The organism is Cystobacter fuscus DSM 2262, from assembly GCF_000335475.2.
Classification (GTDB): Bacteria; Myxococcota; Myxococcia; order Myxococcales; family Myxococcaceae; genus Cystobacter; species Cystobacter fuscus.
In genome coordinates this window covers 307,439-327,243 of the sequence record NZ_ANAH02000064.1, presented here as the reverse complement: position 1 = coordinate 327,243, position 19,805 = coordinate 307,439, and the positions used below count along the sequence as shown (strand labels likewise).

The following is a 19,805-nucleotide window of genomic DNA, read 5'->3' as shown; positions in this document are numbered from 1 at the left end:
CTCTGTTTGACAATAAACAGATCCCTCCTTTATAGGTTCGAGGACCTACGAGGGGGTAGAGACCATGCGGATGTGGAAGCTCGGCGCGTATGTGCTGGCGCTGATGGCAGCGGCTTGCGGTGGAGCAACGGAAACCGAAACACAGACGCCGGAGACGGAAGGCGCGTTGACGCTTCCCCTGACGGCGACGAGCGCGGACGGCAAGGTTTTCAAGCTGGTGGGCGCGGCGTTCGAAATCATGGGCCCCCAGCAGAACATCCTCATCACGGACACGTCGGCGGATACCGTGAGCGTACCGCTCGCCATCGGGGCCTATTCCATCCGGCTGCATAGCGGGTGGGCGCTGGAGCGCGCGAATGAGCCGGGCCAGCGGGTGCAGGCGGAGTTGATCTCGCCCAACCCCCTGTCGTTCTCCATCGAGAAGGGAGCGACGTCCAAGGTGCGTTTCCTGTTCAAGCTGCAGGGCGAGGGAAGCGCGGACGTGGGCATCCACGTGGACAGCGGAGGCTCCATCTCGGGCGACATCCAGTTCCAGGCCGCATCCTCGGATCCCCAGGATGGCCTCCTGTTCGACTCACTGGTGGGTCAGACGGTGCCCTTCACCCTGAGCTTCGAGACCTCCACGATCACCAGGTCGAGCGATGGATACGTGCGCCGGCTGCACGTGACCACTGGCCCCGTCACCCTGCAGTTCGGAGGAATGCCTTCCGAGGCCCTGACGGGCCGCGTCGCTCCGGCCCTGAATGGCACGACGGCCGAGTTCGTCCTGGAAGCCGCGCCCCATGGGGAGGTTCGCTTCCTGGGCCTTCGCCTCGGGATGGGGAACCCTGGCACTCCCGATGACGATCGCCAGTTCTTCTTCACCCTGCGCGAGCAGGAGCTCCTCGAGTCCGTGCTCGACAGCGAGGGTTATCCCTCCGCGAAGCCCTTCCAGGTGAACTCGTTGGTCTCCATCGAGAAGCCCTACTCGGGCAGCCGGGCGGATGGCCACGGGCTCTTCCGCATCACGCCGTACTAGCCAGGCCGCGGGGGCGAGAGGGGAGCGCCACTCTGCCCCGCTCGCGCCTCACGCGCTCTTGCGGCGGCGGATCATCGCCTCGTACGAGCGGCCCACGCCCTGCGAGAGGATGAGCAACTCGCCCACGTCGGGCGGGGTGAGCTGCCCCGGGCCATTGTCCACGTACAGCATGTGCACCAGCTTGCCCCTCACGAGCAGCGGCAGGATGACGGCCGTCGTCGGATAGTCCCCGGTGAGCAGCTTGTAGAAGAGGCCCGAGGCCGCGTCCCGCCGCACCGGCCCCACGTAGTGCGCGCGCGTGTCGCGCACCAGCCGGAACGTGCTCGGCCCCTGCAGGCCAATGCCCATGCGCCGCACCGCCGCCTCGCGCACCCCCTGCCCCATCCCTCGCCACCCCGTCACCAGGCTGCCCTGCACGCTCAACAACAGACACCGCTTCCACTTGCCCAGCGCGAAGCGCAGCACCGTCGTCGCCACCTGCTCGCGATCCACGCTGCGCGACAGCTCCGCCTGGGCCTCGGCGAAGGTGAGCGGCGTGTACACCTGCTCCGGCGCGGGCACCCTCGGGCGCGGCGTGTCCTCCAGCTCCAGCACCGACATGCGCCGCGGCGCCTCGCGGTGCGGGGACGGCACGGGCTCGGGCGGCGTCTCGGGCTCGGCGAGCGGCTCGGGCTCGAGCACCTCCTCCTCGAGGAGGGTCTCGGCGGGCTCGAGCACGGGCTCGGCGACCGGCTCGGGCGCGACCTCCTCCTCCACCGTCTCCACGAGATCCAACACCGGCTCTTCCTGGCCCGCCGCGCTCCCGCCCTTGAGCGCCTGGGCGTAGAGCGACTGGAACTCCTCCTCGCTGATGAGATCTCCGTTCTGCGCGCGGGAAATCTCCTTCTCCTTCTCCTGCTGCGCCCGCGAGGGCCGCACCGCGTTCATGTCGATGGAACGCATCGCGCGGAACGCCTTGCAGTAGCGCCGCAGGAGCTGGTTCATCCGGAACTCGGGGATGATCACCGGCACCACGCGCTTGCCCGTCTTGAACGCCAGCGCGTCCCGCGTGGCGATGTCCCCCGGGTTGAGCATCGCCACGCTCATGCGCGTGGCATCCACCCGCATGGGCAGGTAGTCCTTGTCGTCCGCGTCGCTCGGGTCCACCAGCGCCAGCGCTCGCGGGTCCGGCACCATCTCGCCCGAGGCCGCGGACACGCCGTGCTGCTGGCCGAGCACGCGCGCCAGCTCCTGCTCGGACAGCAGGCCCAGCTCAACGAGGTTCGTCCCCAGCCGTCCACCGTGGACGACCTGGGACTCGAGCGCTTCCTCCAGCGCCTCGGGGGTAATGAGCTTTTCGTGGAGAAGCAGTTCGCCCAGGCGCATGACGGCCTGGGCTTGTAGCCGCCCGCTGGCGCTCTCCGCAAGAAGCGCCCGTCGGCCATCCGCTTTCTCAGGAGATCGGATCCTCCGGGTGATGACTGAGCGCCACCCGGTTGCCCTCGGGATCCCGGACGTACACCGTCCAGCGCGTTTCGTGCTCCAAGGGGATGCCGGCACGCGCGAAGGTCTCCACCGCCCGGGCCCGCTCGGCCGGGGCGATGCGCAGGGCGAGCAGCAACAGGCCCGGCCGCTCGTGGCGGAAGGAGCCCGCCTCGGGCTCGCCCGCCACCGCTTCCAGGGCGAGGAAGCCGCCGCCGGGAACCCCGACCCACACGCTGCGCAGCGAGCCGTCCGCCCGGAAGTGGCGCTGCAGTTCTCTCAGACCCAGGACGTCCCGATAGAAGGCGGTGACCCGCTCCACGTCGCGTACCTGGATGGCCAGATGATGGAAGCCCTGAACGTCCATGACGCGGATGCTATATGGTGCCCCGCCCCCATGGCGCGACTGCTGATCGTCGAGGATCACCCCGAGCTGGCTTCCCTCATGGTCGCCGCGGCCGAAAGCCGCGGCCATGAGGCCACGGCCGTCCACACCGGCGAAGCCGCGCTGGCCCTCGTGCGTCCGCATGCCTTCGAGGCGGCCGTGGTGGATCTGCTCCTGCCCGACATGCGGGGCAGCGCCGTGCTCTCCGCGCTCCGGGACAACGCCATTCCCGCCATCGCCGTCAGCGGTGTCTTCAAGGGCGATCGCTTCGCCCGCGAGGCCACCGAGGTGTACGGCGCGCGCGCCTTCTTCGAGAAGCCCTTCGAGCTGCTGCACCTGCTGGAGTACGTCGAGCAGCTGTGCGGCCTGGACAGCCCCCCGCCCGCTCCCCCCTCCGACGATGACTCCGACGAGGTCGTCGTCTTCGAGGACGCCACGCTCATGGAGCTGGACGACGAGCCGGGCTTCGCCGTCACCGAGGAGGATGAGCCCCTCTTCGCGCCCGCCGAGCCCTCGTCCCCCGTCATCCCGGGACTCACCGTCATCGAGGAGGCGGGGGATCCGCTGAGCGACGAGCGCCCCCTTCCTCCTCCGCTCCCGCCCGCCCCGCCCCGCTCCTCCTATGTGGAGTCCGCCCCCGCGTTCGTCCGGGAGACCCCCATCACCCTCAGGACGGTGGAGCTCGCGGGGCTCGTGGATCTCTCCTCGCTCGAGTCCCCCGACGCGCGGGAAGAACCCCTCGTCCCGGAGGAGCCGCCCGAGGAGGAGCTGCAGGAGCTGGAGATGCTCGACCCGGAGGACGAGGAGCCACTTCCGGCGACCACCGTCCCCGTCGACGAGTACGCGCCCCTCGAGGAACCCGGGCCGGACACGGCGCCACCTCCGACCCCCGCCATCTCCTCCGAGGAGCTCCAAGCCCTGGAAGCGCTCGGAGCGGACGAGGGGCCGCCTCCGACCCCCAGCATCTCCTCCGAGGAGCTCCAGGCCCTGGAAGCACTCGGGGCGGACGAGGCGCCACCTCCAACGCCCACCATCTCCTCCGAGGAGCTCCAGGCCCTGGAAACACTCGGGCCCGCCGAGCAACCGTCCCACCCCGAGCCCTCCGCCGAGGAGCACCAGGCCCTGGAGGCGCTCGGACCCACCGAGGAGTCGCCCTCCACGTCCGTCGTCTCCGCCGAGGAGCTCCAGGCCCTGGAGGCGCTCGGGCCCGCCGAGGAGCCGCCCTTCCCCGAGCCCTCCGTCCACGATCTCCCCCCACGGGAGACCTCCGCCGAGCCGCTGGAGCCCGAGCCCGGACTCGCCCTGCCCTTCGGGGAGCGCGAGAAGGTGTGGAGCAAGACGCCCAGCACCGCGCCCCGCACGCGCGCGCCTCCCGCGTGGTCGCTCTCCGGAAACCTCAAGGACACCAGCGTCCCCCGCCTGCTCAACGCCTACTACGAGGCGCGCCACAGCGGAGAGCTCAAGCTGCGGCAGGGCACCACCCAGAAGGTCGTCTACTTCGAGGCCGGGCGGCCGGTGTACGCCGCCTCCAACCTCGCCCCGGAGCGCTTCCTGCGCTTCTGCGTGCGCCGCGGCGTGGTGAGCGAGGCCCAGGCCCAGGCGGCGTTCGCGCTCGCCCGGGAACAGAACCTGCGCTCGAGCGAGGCGCTCGCGCGGCTGGGGTTCGTGGACGCCAGGCGGCGCCAGCAGGTGCTCGAGGAGCAGGTGAAGGAGGTGCTCTGGTCCACCTTCCCATGGACGGAAGGCGCCTATGGCTTCAGCGCCCTGCGCCCCCCCAGCGCGGGACGGGTGGCCCTGTCGCTCTTCCCCGGCGATCTCATCCTCGAGGGCATCCAACGCTCCGAGCCCCTGGTGGCGCTGCGCCAGCACATGCCGCGCTCCCGCCGGCTCTTCCCCTCGGCCGCGCCCCCCTACGCCCTGCACGAGCTGAAGCTGAAGGGACAGCAGGCCCTGCTGCTGGCGTACGCGGACGGCACCAAGACGGTGGAGGATCTGCTCACCCTCACGGAGCTGCCCGAGCGCGAGGGGCTCGCCACCCTGCGGGGCCTGGAGCTGCTCGGCGTGCTGGAGGAGCGGCGCGAGGAGCCCGGCAGCCGCCGCCGCATCAGCTTCGGGCTGTAGAGCGGCGGCGCAGGGCCGCTCCCATCGCGGCGAGCACGAAGAGCATCGGCCCCGACTCCGCGCTGGCGCACCCACAGCCAGACGGACGCGGCTCGTTCCCCTCGGACACGGAGAGGCGCACGTCGCCCTTGCTGGCCTCGCCCCACATGCGGCGCTCGCCCACCAGGAGCGGCCGCGCCACGTAGCTGAGCGTCCGGGTGGCGCCGCCCGCCAGCAGCAGCCCGTCCACCTGGAGCGCGTCGCCATTCCAGTGCGTCTCCACGGGCACTCCGTCGAGCGTCGCGCTGCCCTCCACGTAGGCGAGTCCCTCCAGGTGCTCCACGTAGCGCGCCCCACTCACGTCGCACGCCGTGGTGTTGGTGAGATCCACCAGCACGCCCACGAGTCCCGTCTCCGAGGCGACGGGCAGCTCGGAGCGGCGGCCCACCTTCACGAAGGGATCCACGGAGATGGGCACGTCGAACGACAGCTCCGTGCGCGCGGGCCCCTTGCTCGCCGTCACGCCCACCCGCACGGAGCCGCCGAGCAGCGCATCCAGCTCCTTCGCCTTCGAGGCGAGCCGCACCGTGCCATCCGGCTCGGAGAGCTGCTCGAACTCCAGGGCCGACTCATACGTCCAGGAGTAGTCCGGCGTCTGGCAGAACCCCGGCGTGGGGGTGACGAGGGTCGAGAGGGACACGGTCGCGCCCTGGCCACAGACGGCCTTCATCCCGTTCTGGGGTCGAGGCTCCAGGGACACGCCCCGGCCGGGCAGCACCATCGAGCGCTCCTGCTGCTCCACGGAGCTGCCCGTGGCGTCCTCCAGGGTGGCGCGCAAATGGTAGCGCCCGCAGTCCAGATCCGTCAGCGACCACTCGCCCGGCACATCCACCCTCGCCGTCCGGGTCGGCACGTTCGCGTCCTCCGGTTCCAGCCGGAGGTCCGCGCGCAGCCCGCGCTCCACCTCGCACTCGAGGGGCGAGTCCACCCGCAGCGTCTGGGCGCTCTGGCTCAACGACACCTGGAGCGAGTCAGGCTTCAGCGGCGTCCAGACCACCCTCACCGGCATCGTGCGCCGGACCTCGTGCGCCGCCAGGCCATCGGAGGCCGTCAGCTCGAAGTGGCCCGCCTCAGTCGTCTGGCAGATGGGACTCGTGGAGATCTCCATCACCACGGGCTCGCCTGGCTCCGCGGACACCGGCTTCACCTCCCACGAACCCGTGACCGAGTACGAAGTGGTGAGCCGCACCGGATCGCCGTCGGGGTCCTTGCCCAGGAACGTCAGCTTGTAGTTCTTGCCCCTCTCGAACTCCATCGCCGTGACCACCTCGCCGTCCGCGTCCCACACCGAGATCTCGGGGCTCGCGTCATTGGAGTAGGAGAAGACGTTGTGCACCGTCTCGCCCGGAGCGGAGAGGACGCAGAAGGACGCGCCATGACAGGCCACCTGCTTGAGCTTCGCCGTCATGTTCTTCATGACGTCCGGTGGAATCACGCGCGGGCGCCAGACGGTGCCCGCGAGCGCCTTGGTTTGCATGGGCACCGGACTCATCACCTGGAGGCCGCCATCCGCCCGCGCCACGAGCGCCATGCCGAACCCATGGCCTCCATCTCCCCCCTCCCGCACGTTCATGGACAGGGCGACGAGTTCCTCGCCCGCCGCCAGTCGTTGGACCGCGTCGAGCCGAGGGGTCTCGTTGTCGAGCGAGCCCTGGATGAAGGCATGACGCGTGCCCACCATCGCGAAGGGGACGGACGCGCCCTCGACGGGAAACAGCTCCACCGCCTGCACTGGGCCCGCATCCAGAGCGCCGAGCACCCAGCGTCCCGAATCCTTGAAGGGAATGGTTTCCCACCTGCCTTCGGTCGTCGAGCCCAGGACGCCGATGACGGAGTAGACCGAGTCGCCCACCCGCATCACGGCCAACGGGGCGCCCCGTGTCGAGCCCTGCTCCAGGGCCAACACCGGGGAGAAGGTATTCGCTGGCGTGGCGAGCCCCGCGTCCGAGAGGAGGAGCGTGTGTTGGTTGTTGCCGTAGGTCGCCGCGGCGGCGCCGCCCCCCACCGCGTGCTTCACCCGTTGAAGGCCCTCGTCCGAATGGTTGTTGATGCTGGGCGTGCTGGGATTGATGCCTCCACACAGCCCCCCATCCGCTCCGAGCGAGGTGCGCTGTCCGTACTGGTCGACGCTCACGAAGCAGTCCGTGTCCGGCTGGTAGGAGGTCCCCACCGAGGCGCTCGCCTCGAAGGCGTTGAACCTGCGCGCCACGCCACCATCCACGAACAGGTAGGCGCCCCCCCGGCCATCGCCCATGAAGCCCAGCGAGAACGTCCCGTTGCCCCACACGTCGAGCGTCGCGTTGGGCCGCTCCGGCATGGAGGTCACCTCGCGCCATCCCGCGTGCGCACGGGACGCGGCCAGCATCGCCAGCACCCCCGCCGCGGCCAGACACACGAGCCGCGCGCGTGTGCGCCACCTAGTAGGCGAACTCCGCTCGAAGGTAGAGCCTGTCGGACTCATTCTGGGTCTCCTGTGACAAATCCGCTCCGGTGAACCCCAGCAGGGTGTAGCCCACGCCCACCCGCATCCGGTCATCCACCCGCCAGGCGATCTCGCCTCGGAGCGAACCCAGGGATTCATGGTCGGTCGACACCGACCGCCCCACGCCCTCCACCGCCACTTCCAGTCCGCCCACCACTCGCACCGAGGGGCGCAACGAGCCGGTGAGCACCCATATCGCAACCGCGCCCCGGTTGCTGCGGCTCGCGTGCAGACCCGCCGCCAGTGCGAGGCGATCTCCCAGACGCATGGCCGGCAGGAGTGAAATGATCTGCTGCACCCGCTCGCCGAACACCCGGCGCTCCCCGGGCGACAGCTCCCGGTTGATGCCGTAGCGCGCCACCACCGTGAAGGGCCCGGGCCTCCAGGAGAGGGCGGCGTACCCCTCGAGCAGCCGAGCCTCCATCCGCCCGCCTTCCCGCTCGCCCGTGTGGCTGAAGTTCATCCGGCCCGAGAGCGACAGGTCCTCGCGCAGCACGGCCTCCGCGGCGAGCATCGCCACCGTCTGGAGGCGATCCACCGGCGCGCTCGAGCCTCGTCCGGGCGTGCCCCGCTCGAAGCGCAGCTCCAGGTGGCTTCCCAGCCGGAGGCGCTCCAGGACGAGCTGTCCGGACACCCCCGCCGCATCCCGCCGCAGCGTGTCCGGCACGTCGAGCACGCCGCGCACGCCCCGCTCGTAGCGCGCGCTCAGGTCCAGGGCGCCGAAGACGGTGCGCTGGAAGCCCACCGCGCGCGCCAGCCGCATGCCCTGGGTGTCATGGGAGGCGACGTCCTCCACGAAGACGCTCGTGCCATCCGCCAGTTGGGTGCTCGCTCCGCTCACCACGCGGCGCGCGCCGAAGTCCGGCCCGTCCACGTCCACCGAATAGCCGCCGTAGTAGACGTCCTCGCCCCGCTTCCAACCGCCCCGCACCCACGCGAGCGGCCCCAGCTCGGGCCCCCACCCTCCGCGCACCCCCAACGTGGCGTCGCCCGACGTCACGTCCGCGCCCACCGCGGCGAAGGTGTCCGCCACCCGGCCGAGTCCGTCGCCATGCAGGCCCACCGTCTGCTGGTGGCTGGCCGACACCCGCAGCCAGTCATTCACCCGGTAGTGCCCCTCGAGCCCCACCGAGGTCCGTCCTCCCTCGAGCAGGGTGTCCCCGCCGGGCAGCACGCTGGCGCGCAGACGCGCGTCGCGCACCTGCGCGCTCACGCCCCACCGCTCCCACTCGTAGCCCAGCCCCAGCCCCAGCGTGCGCGCCCCCACCTCCCCCGGCTCGAAGGGACGCCGCGGATCCGCCGTGAGGCGATCATCCCCGAGCAGCGTGAGGCGCCACGGCCCCAGGGGCTGCACGGCGCGCAGGGAGAGCTGACGCGAGGACTGGAGATCGGCGTGGGCGCCATCGGAGAACCCCGCGGTGCGCCGGCGGAAGGCCGCGTCCACGGAGCCTCGCCCGAAGAGGCCCGGCCCACGCACGCGCACGCTCAAGGCGTCCCCTCCGGCCGGCGCCCAGGCCAGCGAGGGCCGCAGGAAGGAGAGTCCCCCGTCATCCGAGACACCGAAGGACTCCGGCGGCACCGCCGCGCCCTCGCTGCGCGCCACCTCGGCCAGCAGCGTGTAGGCGCCCAGGGTGGCGCGCCCATGCCCGGTGAGCAGTTGGTAGGCCCGCCCTCCCCGGGGCTCGCGCACGGCCGACACGGACACCCGTCCGCCCTTCCACTCGGCCCAGGCCTCGCCGCCCACCGCGTCCGTGGGCGCGCCGGAGCGCAGCACCGCGTACTCCACGCACAACACGGGCTCCGGCGCGGCCGTCGGAGCGGCGGCGCTCAGCAGCGCCTCGCCCGACACGAAGGACAACGGCCGCGCCAGGAGGATGCGCCCCGACACGTAGTCGATGTCGTAGTCCCGGTGCCGCACCAGGTGCCGCTCGGCGAGCGGCAGGCCGGTGAGGCCATCGCGCAGCTCCACGCGCACGACCTCGGAGCCCTCGGCCATGGGCACCGAGCCCAGGTAGTAGAGGCTGCCGCCGGTGGCGCGCAGCTCCTCGTACGCGGGCCGGGCGGCGATAGCGCGCAGGGGATCCGCCAGTCCCCCGGCGAAGCCCGTCACGCCCGCGCGCACCGGGCCCAGCTCCGCCGCCAGCTCCGCGTAGGGGCCGAACAGGGGACGGTGGTAGCGGCCCACCTCGCCCTCCTCCCACCGGGCCCGGTACGTGCCCAGGCCCACGCGGCCCACGGCGTCGTGACGCAGCTCCAGCCGCAGTCGGCTCTCGGCCGGATTGGGGGTGAGGCCCACGGAGGTGTCACCCCACTCGGGCAGCACCCAATCCGGATCCGGCACCCGGTCCAACCGGGGAAGCTGGGGGCGCAGCGCATCCACCAGCGGGCGTCCGCGCAAGGCGTCCACGTCCGTGTCGCGCACGTCCAGCTCGCCCACCAGGGAGAAGGGCCCCCGGTACGCCTCCACATGGGCCGAGCCCCGTCCCCGCAGGCGCACGCCCCCCGTGGACGGCGAATACGTGGCCTCCACGTCCAACAAGGCCACCGCGAAGTCCCGCCGCACCGCCTCCACGGGCACCGTCATCTTCCAGGCGGGCTCGCCGGGCGGTTGCACCTCCAGGACGACGGGATTGCCGCCCGGGGCGAGCTCCAAGGGCAGCAGCGCGGAGCCGTCGCGGCCCACCGTCACCTCGCCCTCGGACGAGCGCACGCGCGTGCCCGGGGGAAACTCGGCGTTCAACGACGTGGGGCCACTGGCCGGTGGACGCTCCTTGCTTCCCGGCAGCCGCAGCACACCGCGGGGCTCGGGCGCGCGGGGGATGACGAGCACGCCGACCTCGCGGGGCACCACGTCGACGCGCTGCTGGAAGAGGCGCAGCGCGCCCTCGGTGCCGCGCACCACGAGCGGCAGCACGTTCTCCCCGGGCACCAGTTGGACACGGGCGCTCCAGTCCCCCCGGGCGTCCACGCTCGCGCTCACGCCGCCGACCGTCACCTCCTCGTGCGGCTCCACGTGGCCCGCCAGGAGGAACTCCACCCCGCCCGGCACGTTCCGCGCGGCGGGCGGCGACGCGTCATAGGCGAGCCGCAGGGTGGGCAGCGTCTCGCCCTGGAGGCGCACCGCGAAGTCCTGGAGCACCCCGGCGGCCCAGGGCACCTCGAGCGTGACGGCCTCGAGCGAGGGCACGCTGTCGGCGGGCAGGGTGCGCGTGTCCAGGCGCAGCCGCTGACGGCCGGGACGCAGGTGCAGGCCGCCCGTCGCGTCCGGGCCGCGCGCGTCCACCTGGGTGAAGTGGTAGCGGCCCTGGGCGTCCGTGAGCACCTCGCGGCCCGAGGCCAGCACCAGGCGGATGCCGGGCAGGCCCGGCTCGCCGGGAGCACACCGCCCATCCGCGTCCTCGTCGCGACACACGCGCCCGGTGATGGCCGCCGCCAGTTCCGGAGGCTCCTGCCGCGGGAGCTGCGCCCGGACGGCGCCCGGCCCCACCAGCACGCCCACCGCCGCGCCGAAGAGGAGCCTCCGCCTCAAGGACGCACCTCCGCCATCGCCGTGACACCGGTGGCCACGTCCGCCACGGACACGCTCAGGGGGCCCGGGTTCTTCACGACGAAGCTGCCGCGTCCCCCCTCCACCTCCACCGCGCTCTTCTCCCCAGCGGACAACCAGACATGGGCCTCGCGTCCCTCCAGCACCCGGCCCGTCGCGTCCTCCATCCAATACGTCACCCGCGCGCCGTCCACCTTCAACCGCACGTTCACCGGGGCCTCGGGCGCCAGCCGCACCCGCCGCGTCTCCCGGGGGGCGCGCGGGGACGGATCGACGGGGAACACCGGCCCGCCCTCGGCCAGCACGTCGAGGGTGCGCCGCAGTCCCGGCCACCGCTCGTGGAACACTTCCAGCCGGCCCGGGCGCGCGGGGCCGAGCACCCCCGTGCCATCCGCCCCCGTCACGAGCCGCGCGTCGCCCACGCGCAGCGGCTGCTCCGGCACGGGCAGGCCACACGAATCCGTCACGCCCGCGTACAGCACGCCCTCGTCCACCCAGACGCTCAGCCGCGCGGGCTCCGTGCCGACCGGGCCATACGCGAGCACCTCCAGCGTCGTCTCGTGCTCCCGCGCGAGCGGCGGCAGGCTCCAGGAGTGCTCGACGACTCCGGGCGTCTGCTCCCGGGGGGCGGAGAACGTGCCCAGGGGCGAGCGCGGCACCACCACGGCCCCGGGCCTGCGCTGGCCGGCGGCGTCCCAGGCGCGCGTCGTCACGCGCACCGTCGAGCCAAGGTGCACCAGCGGCTCGGCCAGCTCCAGGGCGACCCGCGCCACCGGCCCCTGCTCGAGTTGCAGGGGCAACTCCTCGCGCGAGCCCGCGCCGCGCTCCGGCCACGTGGCCAGCAGCCGCTCCGGCGTCCTGGGTGGAGAGGCTGGCGCGGTGTAGCGCCACTCGAGCAGTCCCCCTGGCGCGTGCGTCGGCCCGCGCAGGGTGCCATGGCGGGCACTCACCTCCACGCGCGCCTGGTGCACCGGTTGGCCCAGCGAGTCGCTGGTGGCGCACAGCAGCCGGGCCTGGGAGACGCCGTCGGGGGGAAGCCGCTGCGGGTGGAGCACGCACGCCAGCCCGTCCGTGGGCGGCAGCCCCAGGTTCATCTTCGTGCGCCGCACGTTGCCCGCCTTGTCCACCGCGCTCGCCTGGGCGGTGTCATGGCCGGGCGGAACGATGACGGGCAGGCGGAAGCGCCCATCCGCGGCGGCCTTCACGGGCCCGAAGTCCACCCCGGCGATGGAGACGGACAGCTGCGCGTTCGGCTCGGTGCGGCCGGGCAGCTCCACCGCGGCGGCCAGCGGCACCAGCACCCGGCCATAGGCGCCGTGGATGGACTGGGGGTGGGGCCACGCCGACAGGGCGACGAGCACGGCCACCTCCGGGAAGCGGGTATCCGGGAGCACGTAGCGGGCCGTCCAGGTGCCCGGCCCCGCGCGCACCAGCTCCTCCACCCGTCCCACGTTGGCCCGCAGCACGGGCGGCGCCCCGGAGTCCTCCGGCGTGCCGTCCGGCTGGAGGATGCGCACCGTGAGCCGCGCCTCCTTGTCCCGTCCCTTCACGGGCGCGGACGGCTCCAACGACAGCGAGACGTGGGTGGCGGGCGGGCCCAGGGAGAAGTCGGCCTCGCTCCTCGCCTCCCCGGCCTGGGCGGACACCCGCACCCGCCGCACGCCCGGCTCCGGGACGACGAGGAACGTGCGCAGCGGCGGCTGCCCGGTGCCGGGCAACAGGCGCGCTCCGCTCGCGGACACGGCGGCGTCCTCGGCGGACACGAGGCTGCCCGAGGCGTCCCGTCGCACCAGGGCGATGGAAAACCCCTCGGGCGCCACGGCCGCCGATGGCCCCAGGATGTCGAGCGTGTCCGCCGAGGCCACCGTGCCCGCGAGCAGCAGGACTGACAGGAAACGGATCAGAGTGTCGGTAATTTATCAGCGTCCATGCCGCGCCCGAAATGCTATCGCCGGGGCGCGGCACGTTTCCCCACCCCCCTCGTGGAGGCGGGCGGCACTCACCTACCGCCAGGCGACTCCGGTCTCGTCCCCCAAGCGCACGAAGTAGCGCGAGCCGCCCATGCGGGCGTACTGGATGTCCAGGCGCTCCGGGCGGCGTGCCTCGCCCTGGCGGACCTCGGTGGGCTGGAAGGTGGCGTCCTGCGCCGCCACCTCGCACACCAGGGAGCCGTAGAAGCGCACCCGGAAGGTGCTTCCTTCCTGCCCCCGCGCCTCGGCGGACAGCGAGCGCGAGCCCTGGAGCGGAACCTTGCGGGCCACGCCCGCCGGCACCTGGGTGAAGTCGTGGGGATCCACCGCCACGCCCTCGCCGAGCCACACCCACCCGGAGGTGGCGGCCGGGCCCCCGTGGCCATTGTCCACGCACACCACCCCCGTGCCATGACCGGAGATGGGGGTGGAGACCGGCGCCGGCTGCCCGGCGGCGTGCGTCACCTGGAGCACCCCCTGCAACTGGCGGTTGCCGGGCGTGGCGCACACCGTCTGCGCGCTCTCGGTCCTGGGCGCCTCGTGACAGTCAATCGGCAGGCGGAACTCGTAGGCGTAGACGTTGTACTCGCCGTTCTGGCGCATCGCCCAGGCCAGGCGCACCTGGCCATTCGCGCCATAGCTGATGTCGCTGAGCGACTCGCTGCCCGGGGTCTCGGTGAGCCGGTAGGTCATCCGCGTGCGCAGATCGTACAGGTGGATGTCGTAGTTGGGCGTCGGGCTGGTCGCCTCCCAGTGCTCGAAGGCGATGAGCGGACCGCTGATGGAGGGGTTGGTGTCCGTGCCGGGCAGGGACAGGCGGTGGGCATCCCCCCCCTCCAGGGACGTCCAGGCGATGTCCGACTCCAACACGCCATTGATCCAGGCGCGGCTCACGTACACCACCACCTCGCCATTGGTGTCCGGCTGCGTCTCCTCCCCTTCGGAGCCGGTGAGCTGACGGATGTGGTAGCCCGCCGACAACTCGCGCGCCGCCCAGATGTCGCACCCATCCACGCTGGTGGCGCACTTCGACCACACCACCGCCCGTCCGTCCTCGCTGACGGCGGGGGTGCGATCCACGCTCGCGTCGGCGGTGAGCCGGGTGAGCGCGAGCGTGTTCTGGTTGTAGACGTGGATCTCCGGGGAGAGGGCGCTCGGGCTGATGGCCACGTCCTGCCAGGCCACCGTGTGCCCACCCACCGTGGCGGTGCGGCGATCCGTGCCGGGCCGCGGCGCGATCTCCTCGGCCACGCCGCCCACGCGCACGTCGAAGCGGTGGATGTGGTTGGTGGCGTCGGTGGGGCGCGTGCGGGTGAACACCACCTGGTGGCCCTGGATGTCGGCGAGCGAGTCGAGCCCTCCCCCGGTGGGCAGGGGCAGATCCGCGCCCGTGGTCAGGTGGTGGTAGCGGATTTCACTGACGTCGCGGACCGGCTGGTTCGTGTAGACCACCCACTCGCCGCTCACGTGGGGATCCGTCTGATCTCCCGGCGAGGTGTTGACCACCCGGGGCGCTCCCACCAGGGCGCCTCCGGCCTCCTGCCCCAACGCCCACGCGGGTATCAGGCACAACAGAGCAGCAACCATCCGCGGCATCGTGAGGGACCTCCGGCTCGAAGAAGAGGGGACTCCCTGTGCCTGGGCTCAACCCCGTGCCCGCCGCTCGCGGCACCGCCCCAACCCCTCCCCTGGAGGACTTCGGCCCCGCGACTCGCGTCTCATGGCCTCGTGCTCCAGGACGCCGACCTGGATTGTCCCTGTGCAGGAATTCCCGCTGAGGTGTTGGATTGTGCAAACTACAGACCACACCACCAGGGGTCAACACACTCATTAGAAGGGCTGCGCTCAAGGCGGTGGCGGAGCGGGGTCATTCCAGAGTCCTGGGTCGACGGTGACCGCCTTGGGCGGCGTGGTGTCTACCTGGAGTGCGCGTTGTTCCTCCTGCCGTAGACCGCCCACGGAGCGGACCTGGACGTGCACGGGGTTGGAGCCCTCCTTGAGGGTGAGGGGGAAGGAGAAGCGGCCCTGGGCGTCGGGAAGCACGCCCTCGCCGTTGGCGAGCACCTGGGTGCCGGGCTCGGTCTGTCCTGAGACGAGGATCTGCCGGCGGGGACGATCGGGCCAGTTCACCTTGAGCAGGAGGCTGGTGGGGATGGGGGTGGGGGCGGAGGGAGCCTGACCGGGGCGGACGACGGACTGCTGGCCCGCGAGGACGAGGACACTGCGCTGCTGGCCGGACAGCGTGGTCTGCCCCTCGAGCGTGGCCAGGGCGACGGTGCCCGCGCCGTTGTTGCTCACGGTGAACGCGCCGCCTTGCGAGCGGGCGACGGCGTCGCTGCCGGTGGCCGTCATCTCCAGGGCATGAGGGGAGCCGGAGTCGGCGCGCACCCGAGCCGTCGTCATGCCCTTGTCGAGCAACAGCCGCGAGAGCTTGTCGGTGAGCTCCGCCACGGTCACCTCGGTGCCGGGCTCCATGCGCACTTCCACGGCCTCGCCGCCGATGAGCACCGCGTAGGAGCCCGCGAGCGTGCGCACCGCGTCGGAGGCGCGCAGGGCCTCGCCCACGCTGGCACCGCGCCACGCGCCGCCGCCCCGGCGCACCTCGACGGTGCCGCGGATCTCCTGCAGCGTCAGCTCCACCAGGCGCGGAGGCTCCGGGGCGGGCGGAGGTGGGGGCGCGCTCACCTCGGGGACGGGCGCGGGAGCGCTGACCGGGGCGGGGGCCGGAGCGTCGTGGAGGAAGAGGAAATAGCCCACGGGCAACGCCGTGAGGATGGCGAGGAGTCCGACCAGGAAGGGCGCGCGGCGCCGGCGAGAGCGGGAAGCGTCCATACGGGGCCGCAAGCTACCTCAGCCGGGGGCGCGCGCCTCACGCCATCGGTGGCCACACGGTCAGGCAGGCGCCCTGCCCCACTTCCGTGCTCGGCTCGAGGGTTCCCCCTCCTCACTGACCACCCGAAAGGGGTCGCTCGCCTCCTTCGCCGTCGAAGGCTCGTTCTTCATCAATTCCGCCGCGCGCCGCGGATCAGACCCTGGGTCGTCAGTAGACGATGCAGTCGAACTTCTCGACGACGGCTCGGAGTTCTTCCGGAGTGGTGTCAAACCGCTTCGCGATGGCGGTGGCATCCTCGGTCAAGGCCACGGTGCCGGGCGGCTGCTTTTGCAGCGTTTCGATAATGATAGGGCCGACTTGTCCAGGCCACTGGACGCTGTTGAGCTCACGGCTTCTGCCAATGGGGTCCAGGAGGGTGAAGCAGGGCCACTTGGGAAAGCGCAGGGTGGCGGGGTCCGCGCCCATGATGCGGCAGCCAGTCATTCGGGCCTCGGTGAAGTCGCAGTCCTCGATGGCCCCGTGCTGATACCACGGCAGGTTCATGTATTCAGGCCAGTACCCGAAGTCACACCCCGTCAGGCGCCCCTTGAAGCGGCAGCCCTTCAGGGACGCGGCCACCCAGCTCTGGTAATTCTTCAACTCCTGCTTCACCTCGAAGGTGCAGTCGATGAAGCGAGGCTGCTTGAGGCTGAGGCGCCGGGCGGACACCTTCAGCACGATGGTGCAGTTCCTCATCGTCAGGCTGGGGCCAAGGATGTAGTTGGCCTTCGTATCCGTCAGCTCCAACCGCTCGTTTTCAATTTCCCGATCTTTGAAGACGATGTTCCCGAGCGAATCCACCGCCGCCCCTTTCAGAAGGTGAGCATCCGGAAGAACTCGCCCGCCATGCGCCGACCATGGCGGGCCAGATTGGACGCCGTTCCGGAGAGAATCTCGTACTTGTAGCCTCCAGCAACTACCACGTCGACGCCCTTGCTCAGGCTGAAGTTGTAGAGGTGCTCGAACTGCGCTTTCACCTTGAGTTGGACGTAGCGCCCTCGAGCCTCTCTTTCGAGCAGTCGCGCCAGCCAGTACTCGCCGTTCTTTTGGGCCTGTTCGATGGCAATTTGCTCTTGGCGGCTGAGCCTATGAGGTCCCCACTCGTTGGCGGCCTGGGTGACGGCCTCCTGGAGCATGTCCCCTACCTTGTCCTCGGCGGGAATGTCCGCGGCCGACTTGCCGCGGGGCAAGTGCCAACGCTGGCCGTCGCTGAGTTCCACTTGCCGGTTGCCGCCCCGGTGGCGGATGACGGTTTCGGCGGAGCGGCCCCCAGGAGCCTGTCCCCCGCTACTACCCTGCCCCTTCTTGAGCAGGACCACGGCCAGGGGGCCCTGCGGGGAGGTGGCCACCGTGTCCACCGCCGCCACCGCCTGGGCCAGGGCGCCCTCCGTCGCGAGCGCCTCCTCCGTCACCTCCAGGCGCCCCATGACGCTGGCGCCGCCCTGCGCCTCGAACTGCTTCCCCGCGAGGTTGAAGCGCGGAAGCGACTTTACCCGCGGCAGCACCTGCCCCAGCGTGTGCCCACCCAGCGTGGCCACGGCGAGAATCATGGCCCGGGCCGCGTCCTCTCCCAGCACCTTGCCGAACTCCGCACCCGCCGCGCGCAACTCCTCGAAGGTGGTGGCGTGGTGCGCCGTGTCGGCCAGGCGAGCCCACCCGTCCATGAGCCCGTACACCGTGCTGAGGCCCAGATAGCCCATCAGCAGGAGCGTCATGCCGGCGGCCAGGGCCTTGCTCGTCGGCTCGGGCACCACCCACATCATGCAGTAAAGGGTGACCGTCCAGATCACCGTGGAGACGAGCATCCGCACGTCCAGCAGCTCATGCACCAGGGCTTGGCGCGTCTCGTCGAGGACGTGGCCGAAGGCCAGCGCCAGAGCGAAGGCCCGCCGGTCGTCCGTGCGCAAGTAGGGCCCGTCGTCCAGCAGGCCCAGGCAGTCGCCGCCTCCACGGGGCACACACCACTGGAGGTACCTGGCCCTCAAGGCTTCATCCGCCGCGGGGGTGAGCACCACCGGGCCCTCCTGGCGCTCGGGCACCAGTGTGTAGGCCTGGTCGCGGTACACCTCCAGCAGCCAGTCTCCCTGGCTGTCCACGGTCTCAACGCCCTTGGGTGGCGGCAGCAGGTGAAGCATCTCCCGAGCTGCCGCTTGTGGAGTCTTCGTCCCCAGGCGCACGTCGCGCGAGAGGCGCAGGAAGGCTCGTTGGAACTCGGCCTTGGGGATGGGCACCGGCCGGGTGGCGATGGCTCCGGGCTCCAGGAAGTCCACGTCGTACACGGTGGCCGACTCGAAGCCGGGCTCTGCCATGGCAGCCACACGCTCCTTGGGCGCCGGTGGAGGCGTCAGCGAGTGGTAGCGGTAGCCGGCAATCCCCCCGTGGGGGATGCCCGTGGCGCATGAGAACTGGAAGAGGACGACGAGGAGGGCCCAGACACCAACGCGGGGGCTCTGACGCGCGTCCTTGGGACGAGCGCCAGGAAGACGGGTAGACACAGCGCACCTCCGGAAGCGACGTGACCGCAAAGCTGTCGCTCTGGAATTACATGGAAATGTGGTTATACCCGTCAAGTCATTGGGTTGGGCAGGGGTTGGAGAATGCAACAGGTGAGTTTCAGGCGCGGCGCCTCCGGTCACGGGGCGACGCTACGGGAACGTCACGTTCTCCAGAATGATTGAGCGCCCGTCTGCATCCCACAGCGTCAGGGTATACGAACCCTGGGCCTGCTGCGTGGTGGCCTCGAGTTCCACCATGACGCGACTAAGTAGGTAGCGAGAAGTCCTCGACACCTACAGGGCCCATTTCCCTCTGGGAATGAGCCCTTTGTGTAAAGGAACTTTTGGTCACCTACTTAGAGAAGCCGGGGAGGATGGAAACCGGTGTCGCGTCCGGAAGTGGCGTCAGTTCCTCGCCCTTGGCCCCACGCAGCATGGCACCCGCGAGCGTCCAGGGCTTCGTCCCCGGGTTCTTCAACTCCAGTTCCACCGCGACACGGCCCTTCTCCACATTCCCGGCGCGAGAGGACCACGCCACCACCTTGCCTTCGTCCGCGAACAGCAGCGCCGTGAGCGCCGCGTCGTCGTCCAGCTCCGGCGGCAGCGGCCAGCTCCTCAGCTTCGCCGCTTGGGCCCGGTACAGGTAACGATTCACCGTGCCCACGCCGATTCCCAGGCTCCGGGCAATCTCCCGCACCGACAGCTTCAGCTCCAACCTCTGCCTCAACAGCTCTCTGAGCTTGCGCATGGACAGTCTCTCTGCCGCCATCAACACCTCCTTCGGGGGGAGGGCAGAGGCGGCGGCTCGTCCAGCACCGTCAACGCTCCACTGTGTCGCCCTTCCTCCGGCCTACCTCCTGGGTGCGTTCCACAACCCCGGAGTCGGTGTTCCACATGGCCGGAATGGGCGTTCCACTTGCTCCGGAATCAGTGTTCCACTTGCCACGGAATCGGTGTTCCACTTGCTCCGGTGCACGCATACGGGAATGTCCGCGGCCGACTTGCCCCGGGGCACGTGCCAGCGCTGGCCGTCGCTCAGTTCCACCTGCCGGTTGCCGCCCCGGTGGCGGATGACGGTTTCCGCGAAGCGGCCCCCAGGCGCCTGTCCCCCGCTGCGGCCCTGCCCCTTCTTGAGCATCACCACGGCCAGGGGGCCCTGGGGTGAGGTGGCCACCGTGTCCACCGCCGCCACGGCTTGGGCCAGGGCCCCCTCCGTCGCCAGCGACGCCTCCGTCACCTCCAGGCGCCCCATGACGCTAGCGCCGCCCTGCGCCTCGAATTGCTTGCCCGCGAGGTTGAAGCGCGGCAGCGACTTCACTCGCGGCAGCACCTGCCCCAGCGTGTGCCCGCCCAGCGTGGCCACCGCGAGAATCATCGCCCTCGCCGCGTCCTCTCCCTCTGGAATCAGTGTTCCA

General features: G+C 71.1%; 12 protein-coding genes and 1 pseudogene. 2 read left to right on the top strand and 11 right to left on the bottom strand.

All coding sequences use genetic code 11. The annotated features are described in order from the left end of the window. Nucleotides 1-64 precede the first annotated feature (64 nt). Entirely contained in the window at nucleotides 65-1,018 is a 954-nt protein-coding gene (locus tag D187_RS51040; protein WP_002622293.1) for a hypothetical protein, read from the top strand. Between the two features lie 48 nt (nucleotides 1,019-1,066). On the opposite strand, the gene D187_RS38615 is transcribed toward D187_RS51040, so the two are convergent. Together D187_RS38615 and D187_RS38610 are read right to left on the bottom strand one after the other, a co-directional pair. Next, entirely contained in the window at nucleotides 1,067-2,383 is a 1,317-nt protein-coding gene (locus tag D187_RS38615; RefSeq protein ID WP_002622291.1) for a cyclic di-GMP-binding domain-containing protein, MshE-related, read from the bottom strand. A 67-nt stretch (nucleotides 2,384-2,450) separates the two neighbouring features. Then, entirely contained in the window at nucleotides 2,451-2,846 is a 396-nt protein-coding gene (locus D187_RS38610) for a VOC family protein (RefSeq protein ID WP_002622290.1), read from the bottom strand. Nucleotides 2,847-2,876: 30 nt separating this feature from the next. On the opposite strand from D187_RS38610, the gene D187_RS58435 reads away from it, so the two are divergent. Further along, complete coding sequence (locus D187_RS58435) at nucleotides 2,877-4,985, top strand: response regulator (protein ID WP_002622288.1); 2,109 nt, start codon at nucleotides 2,877-2,879, stop codon at nucleotides 4,983-4,985. Here the strand turns inward: D187_RS58435 and D187_RS38595 are convergent. From D187_RS38595 to D187_RS38555, 9 genes and pseudogenes are all read right to left on the bottom strand, one after another. Continuing rightward, a complete protein-coding gene (locus tag D187_RS38595) occupies nucleotides 4,969-7,485 on the bottom strand; it encodes an MYXO-CTERM sorting domain-containing protein (RefSeq protein ID WP_155893896.1) in 2,517 nt (838 codons plus the stop codon). The genes D187_RS58435 and D187_RS38595 overlap by 17 nt on opposite strands. After that, the gene (locus D187_RS38590; protein WP_002622285.1) at nucleotides 7,442-11,035 is read right to left on the bottom strand and encodes a hypothetical protein; all 3,594 of its coding nucleotides are present in this window, start codon (nucleotides 11,033-11,035) and stop codon (nucleotides 7,442-7,444) included. Before D187_RS38590 ends, D187_RS38595 begins: the two co-directional genes overlap by 44 nt. Further along, the gene (locus D187_RS38585; RefSeq protein ID WP_002622283.1) at nucleotides 11,032-12,918 is read right to left on the bottom strand and encodes an Ig-like domain-containing protein; all 1,887 of its coding nucleotides are present in this window, start codon (nucleotides 12,916-12,918) and stop codon (nucleotides 11,032-11,034) included. The genes D187_RS38590 and D187_RS38585 overlap by 4 nt, the downstream gene beginning before the upstream one ends. 138 nt (nucleotides 12,919-13,056) lie before the next feature. After that, nucleotides 13,057-14,610 (bottom strand): TolB family protein, encoded by a 1,554-nt coding sequence (locus D187_RS38580; protein WP_155893894.1) that lies wholly within the window; start codon nucleotides 14,608-14,610, stop codon nucleotides 13,057-13,059. Nucleotides 14,611-14,868: 258 nt separating this feature from the next. Further along, on the bottom strand, nucleotides 14,869-15,855 hold the full coding sequence (locus D187_RS38575) for a FecR family protein (RefSeq protein ID WP_002622279.1): 987 nt from the start codon (nucleotides 15,853-15,855) through the stop codon (nucleotides 14,869-14,871). A 208-nt stretch (nucleotides 15,856-16,063) separates the two neighbouring features. Continuing rightward, a complete protein-coding gene (locus D187_RS38570) occupies nucleotides 16,064-16,696 on the bottom strand; it encodes a pentapeptide repeat-containing protein (protein ID WP_002622277.1) in 633 nt (210 codons plus the stop codon). 11 nt (nucleotides 16,697-16,707) lie between these two features. Continuing rightward, on the bottom strand, nucleotides 16,708-18,390 hold the full coding sequence (gene sitA5 / locus D187_RS55920) for a SitA5 family polymorphic toxin (RefSeq protein WP_020918560.1): 1,683 nt from the start codon (nucleotides 18,388-18,390) through the stop codon (nucleotides 16,708-16,710). A 352-nt stretch (nucleotides 18,391-18,742) separates the two neighbouring features. Then, the gene (locus tag D187_RS38560; RefSeq protein ID WP_162159750.1) at nucleotides 18,743-19,138 is read right to left on the bottom strand and encodes a sigma factor-like helix-turn-helix DNA-binding protein; all 396 of its coding nucleotides are present in this window, start codon (nucleotides 19,136-19,138) and stop codon (nucleotides 18,743-18,745) included. 234 nt (nucleotides 19,139-19,372) lie between these two features. Continuing rightward, a pseudogene (locus D187_RS38555) lies at nucleotides 19,373-19,786 on the bottom strand (SitA5 family polymorphic toxin); the annotation flags it as partial. Between the last annotated feature and the right edge of the window lie 19 nt (nucleotides 19,787-19,805).

Bases quoted from the DNA above. Each gene is read 5' to 3' on its own strand.
- D187_RS51040 (WP_002622293.1), top strand. From the start codon at position 65: ATGCGGATGTGGAAGCTCGGCGCGTATGTGCTGGCGCTGATGGCAGCG.
- D187_RS38615 (WP_002622291.1), bottom strand. From the start codon at position 2,383: ATGCGCCTGGGCGAACTGCTTCTCCACGAAAAGCTCATTACCCCCGAG.
- D187_RS38610 (WP_002622290.1), bottom strand. From the start codon at position 2,846: ATGGACGTTCAGGGCTTCCATCATCTGGCCATCCAGGTACGCGACGTG.
- D187_RS58435 (WP_002622288.1), top strand. From the start codon at position 2,877: ATGGCGCGACTGCTGATCGTCGAGGATCACCCCGAGCTGGCTTCCCTC.
- D187_RS38595 (WP_155893896.1), bottom strand. From the start codon at position 7,485: ATGAGTCCGACAGGCTCTACCTTCGAGCGGAGTTCGCCTACTAGGTGG.
- D187_RS38580 (WP_155893894.1), bottom strand. From the start codon at position 14,610: ATGGTTGCTGCTCTGTTGTGCCTGATACCCGCGTGGGCGTTGGGGCAG.
- D187_RS38575 (WP_002622279.1), bottom strand. From the start codon at position 15,855: ATGGACGCTTCCCGCTCTCGCCGGCGCCGCGCGCCCTTCCTGGTCGGA.
- D187_RS38560 (WP_162159750.1), bottom strand. From the start codon at position 19,138: ATGCGCAAGCTCAGAGAGCTGTTGAGGCAGAGGTTGGAGCTGAAGCTG.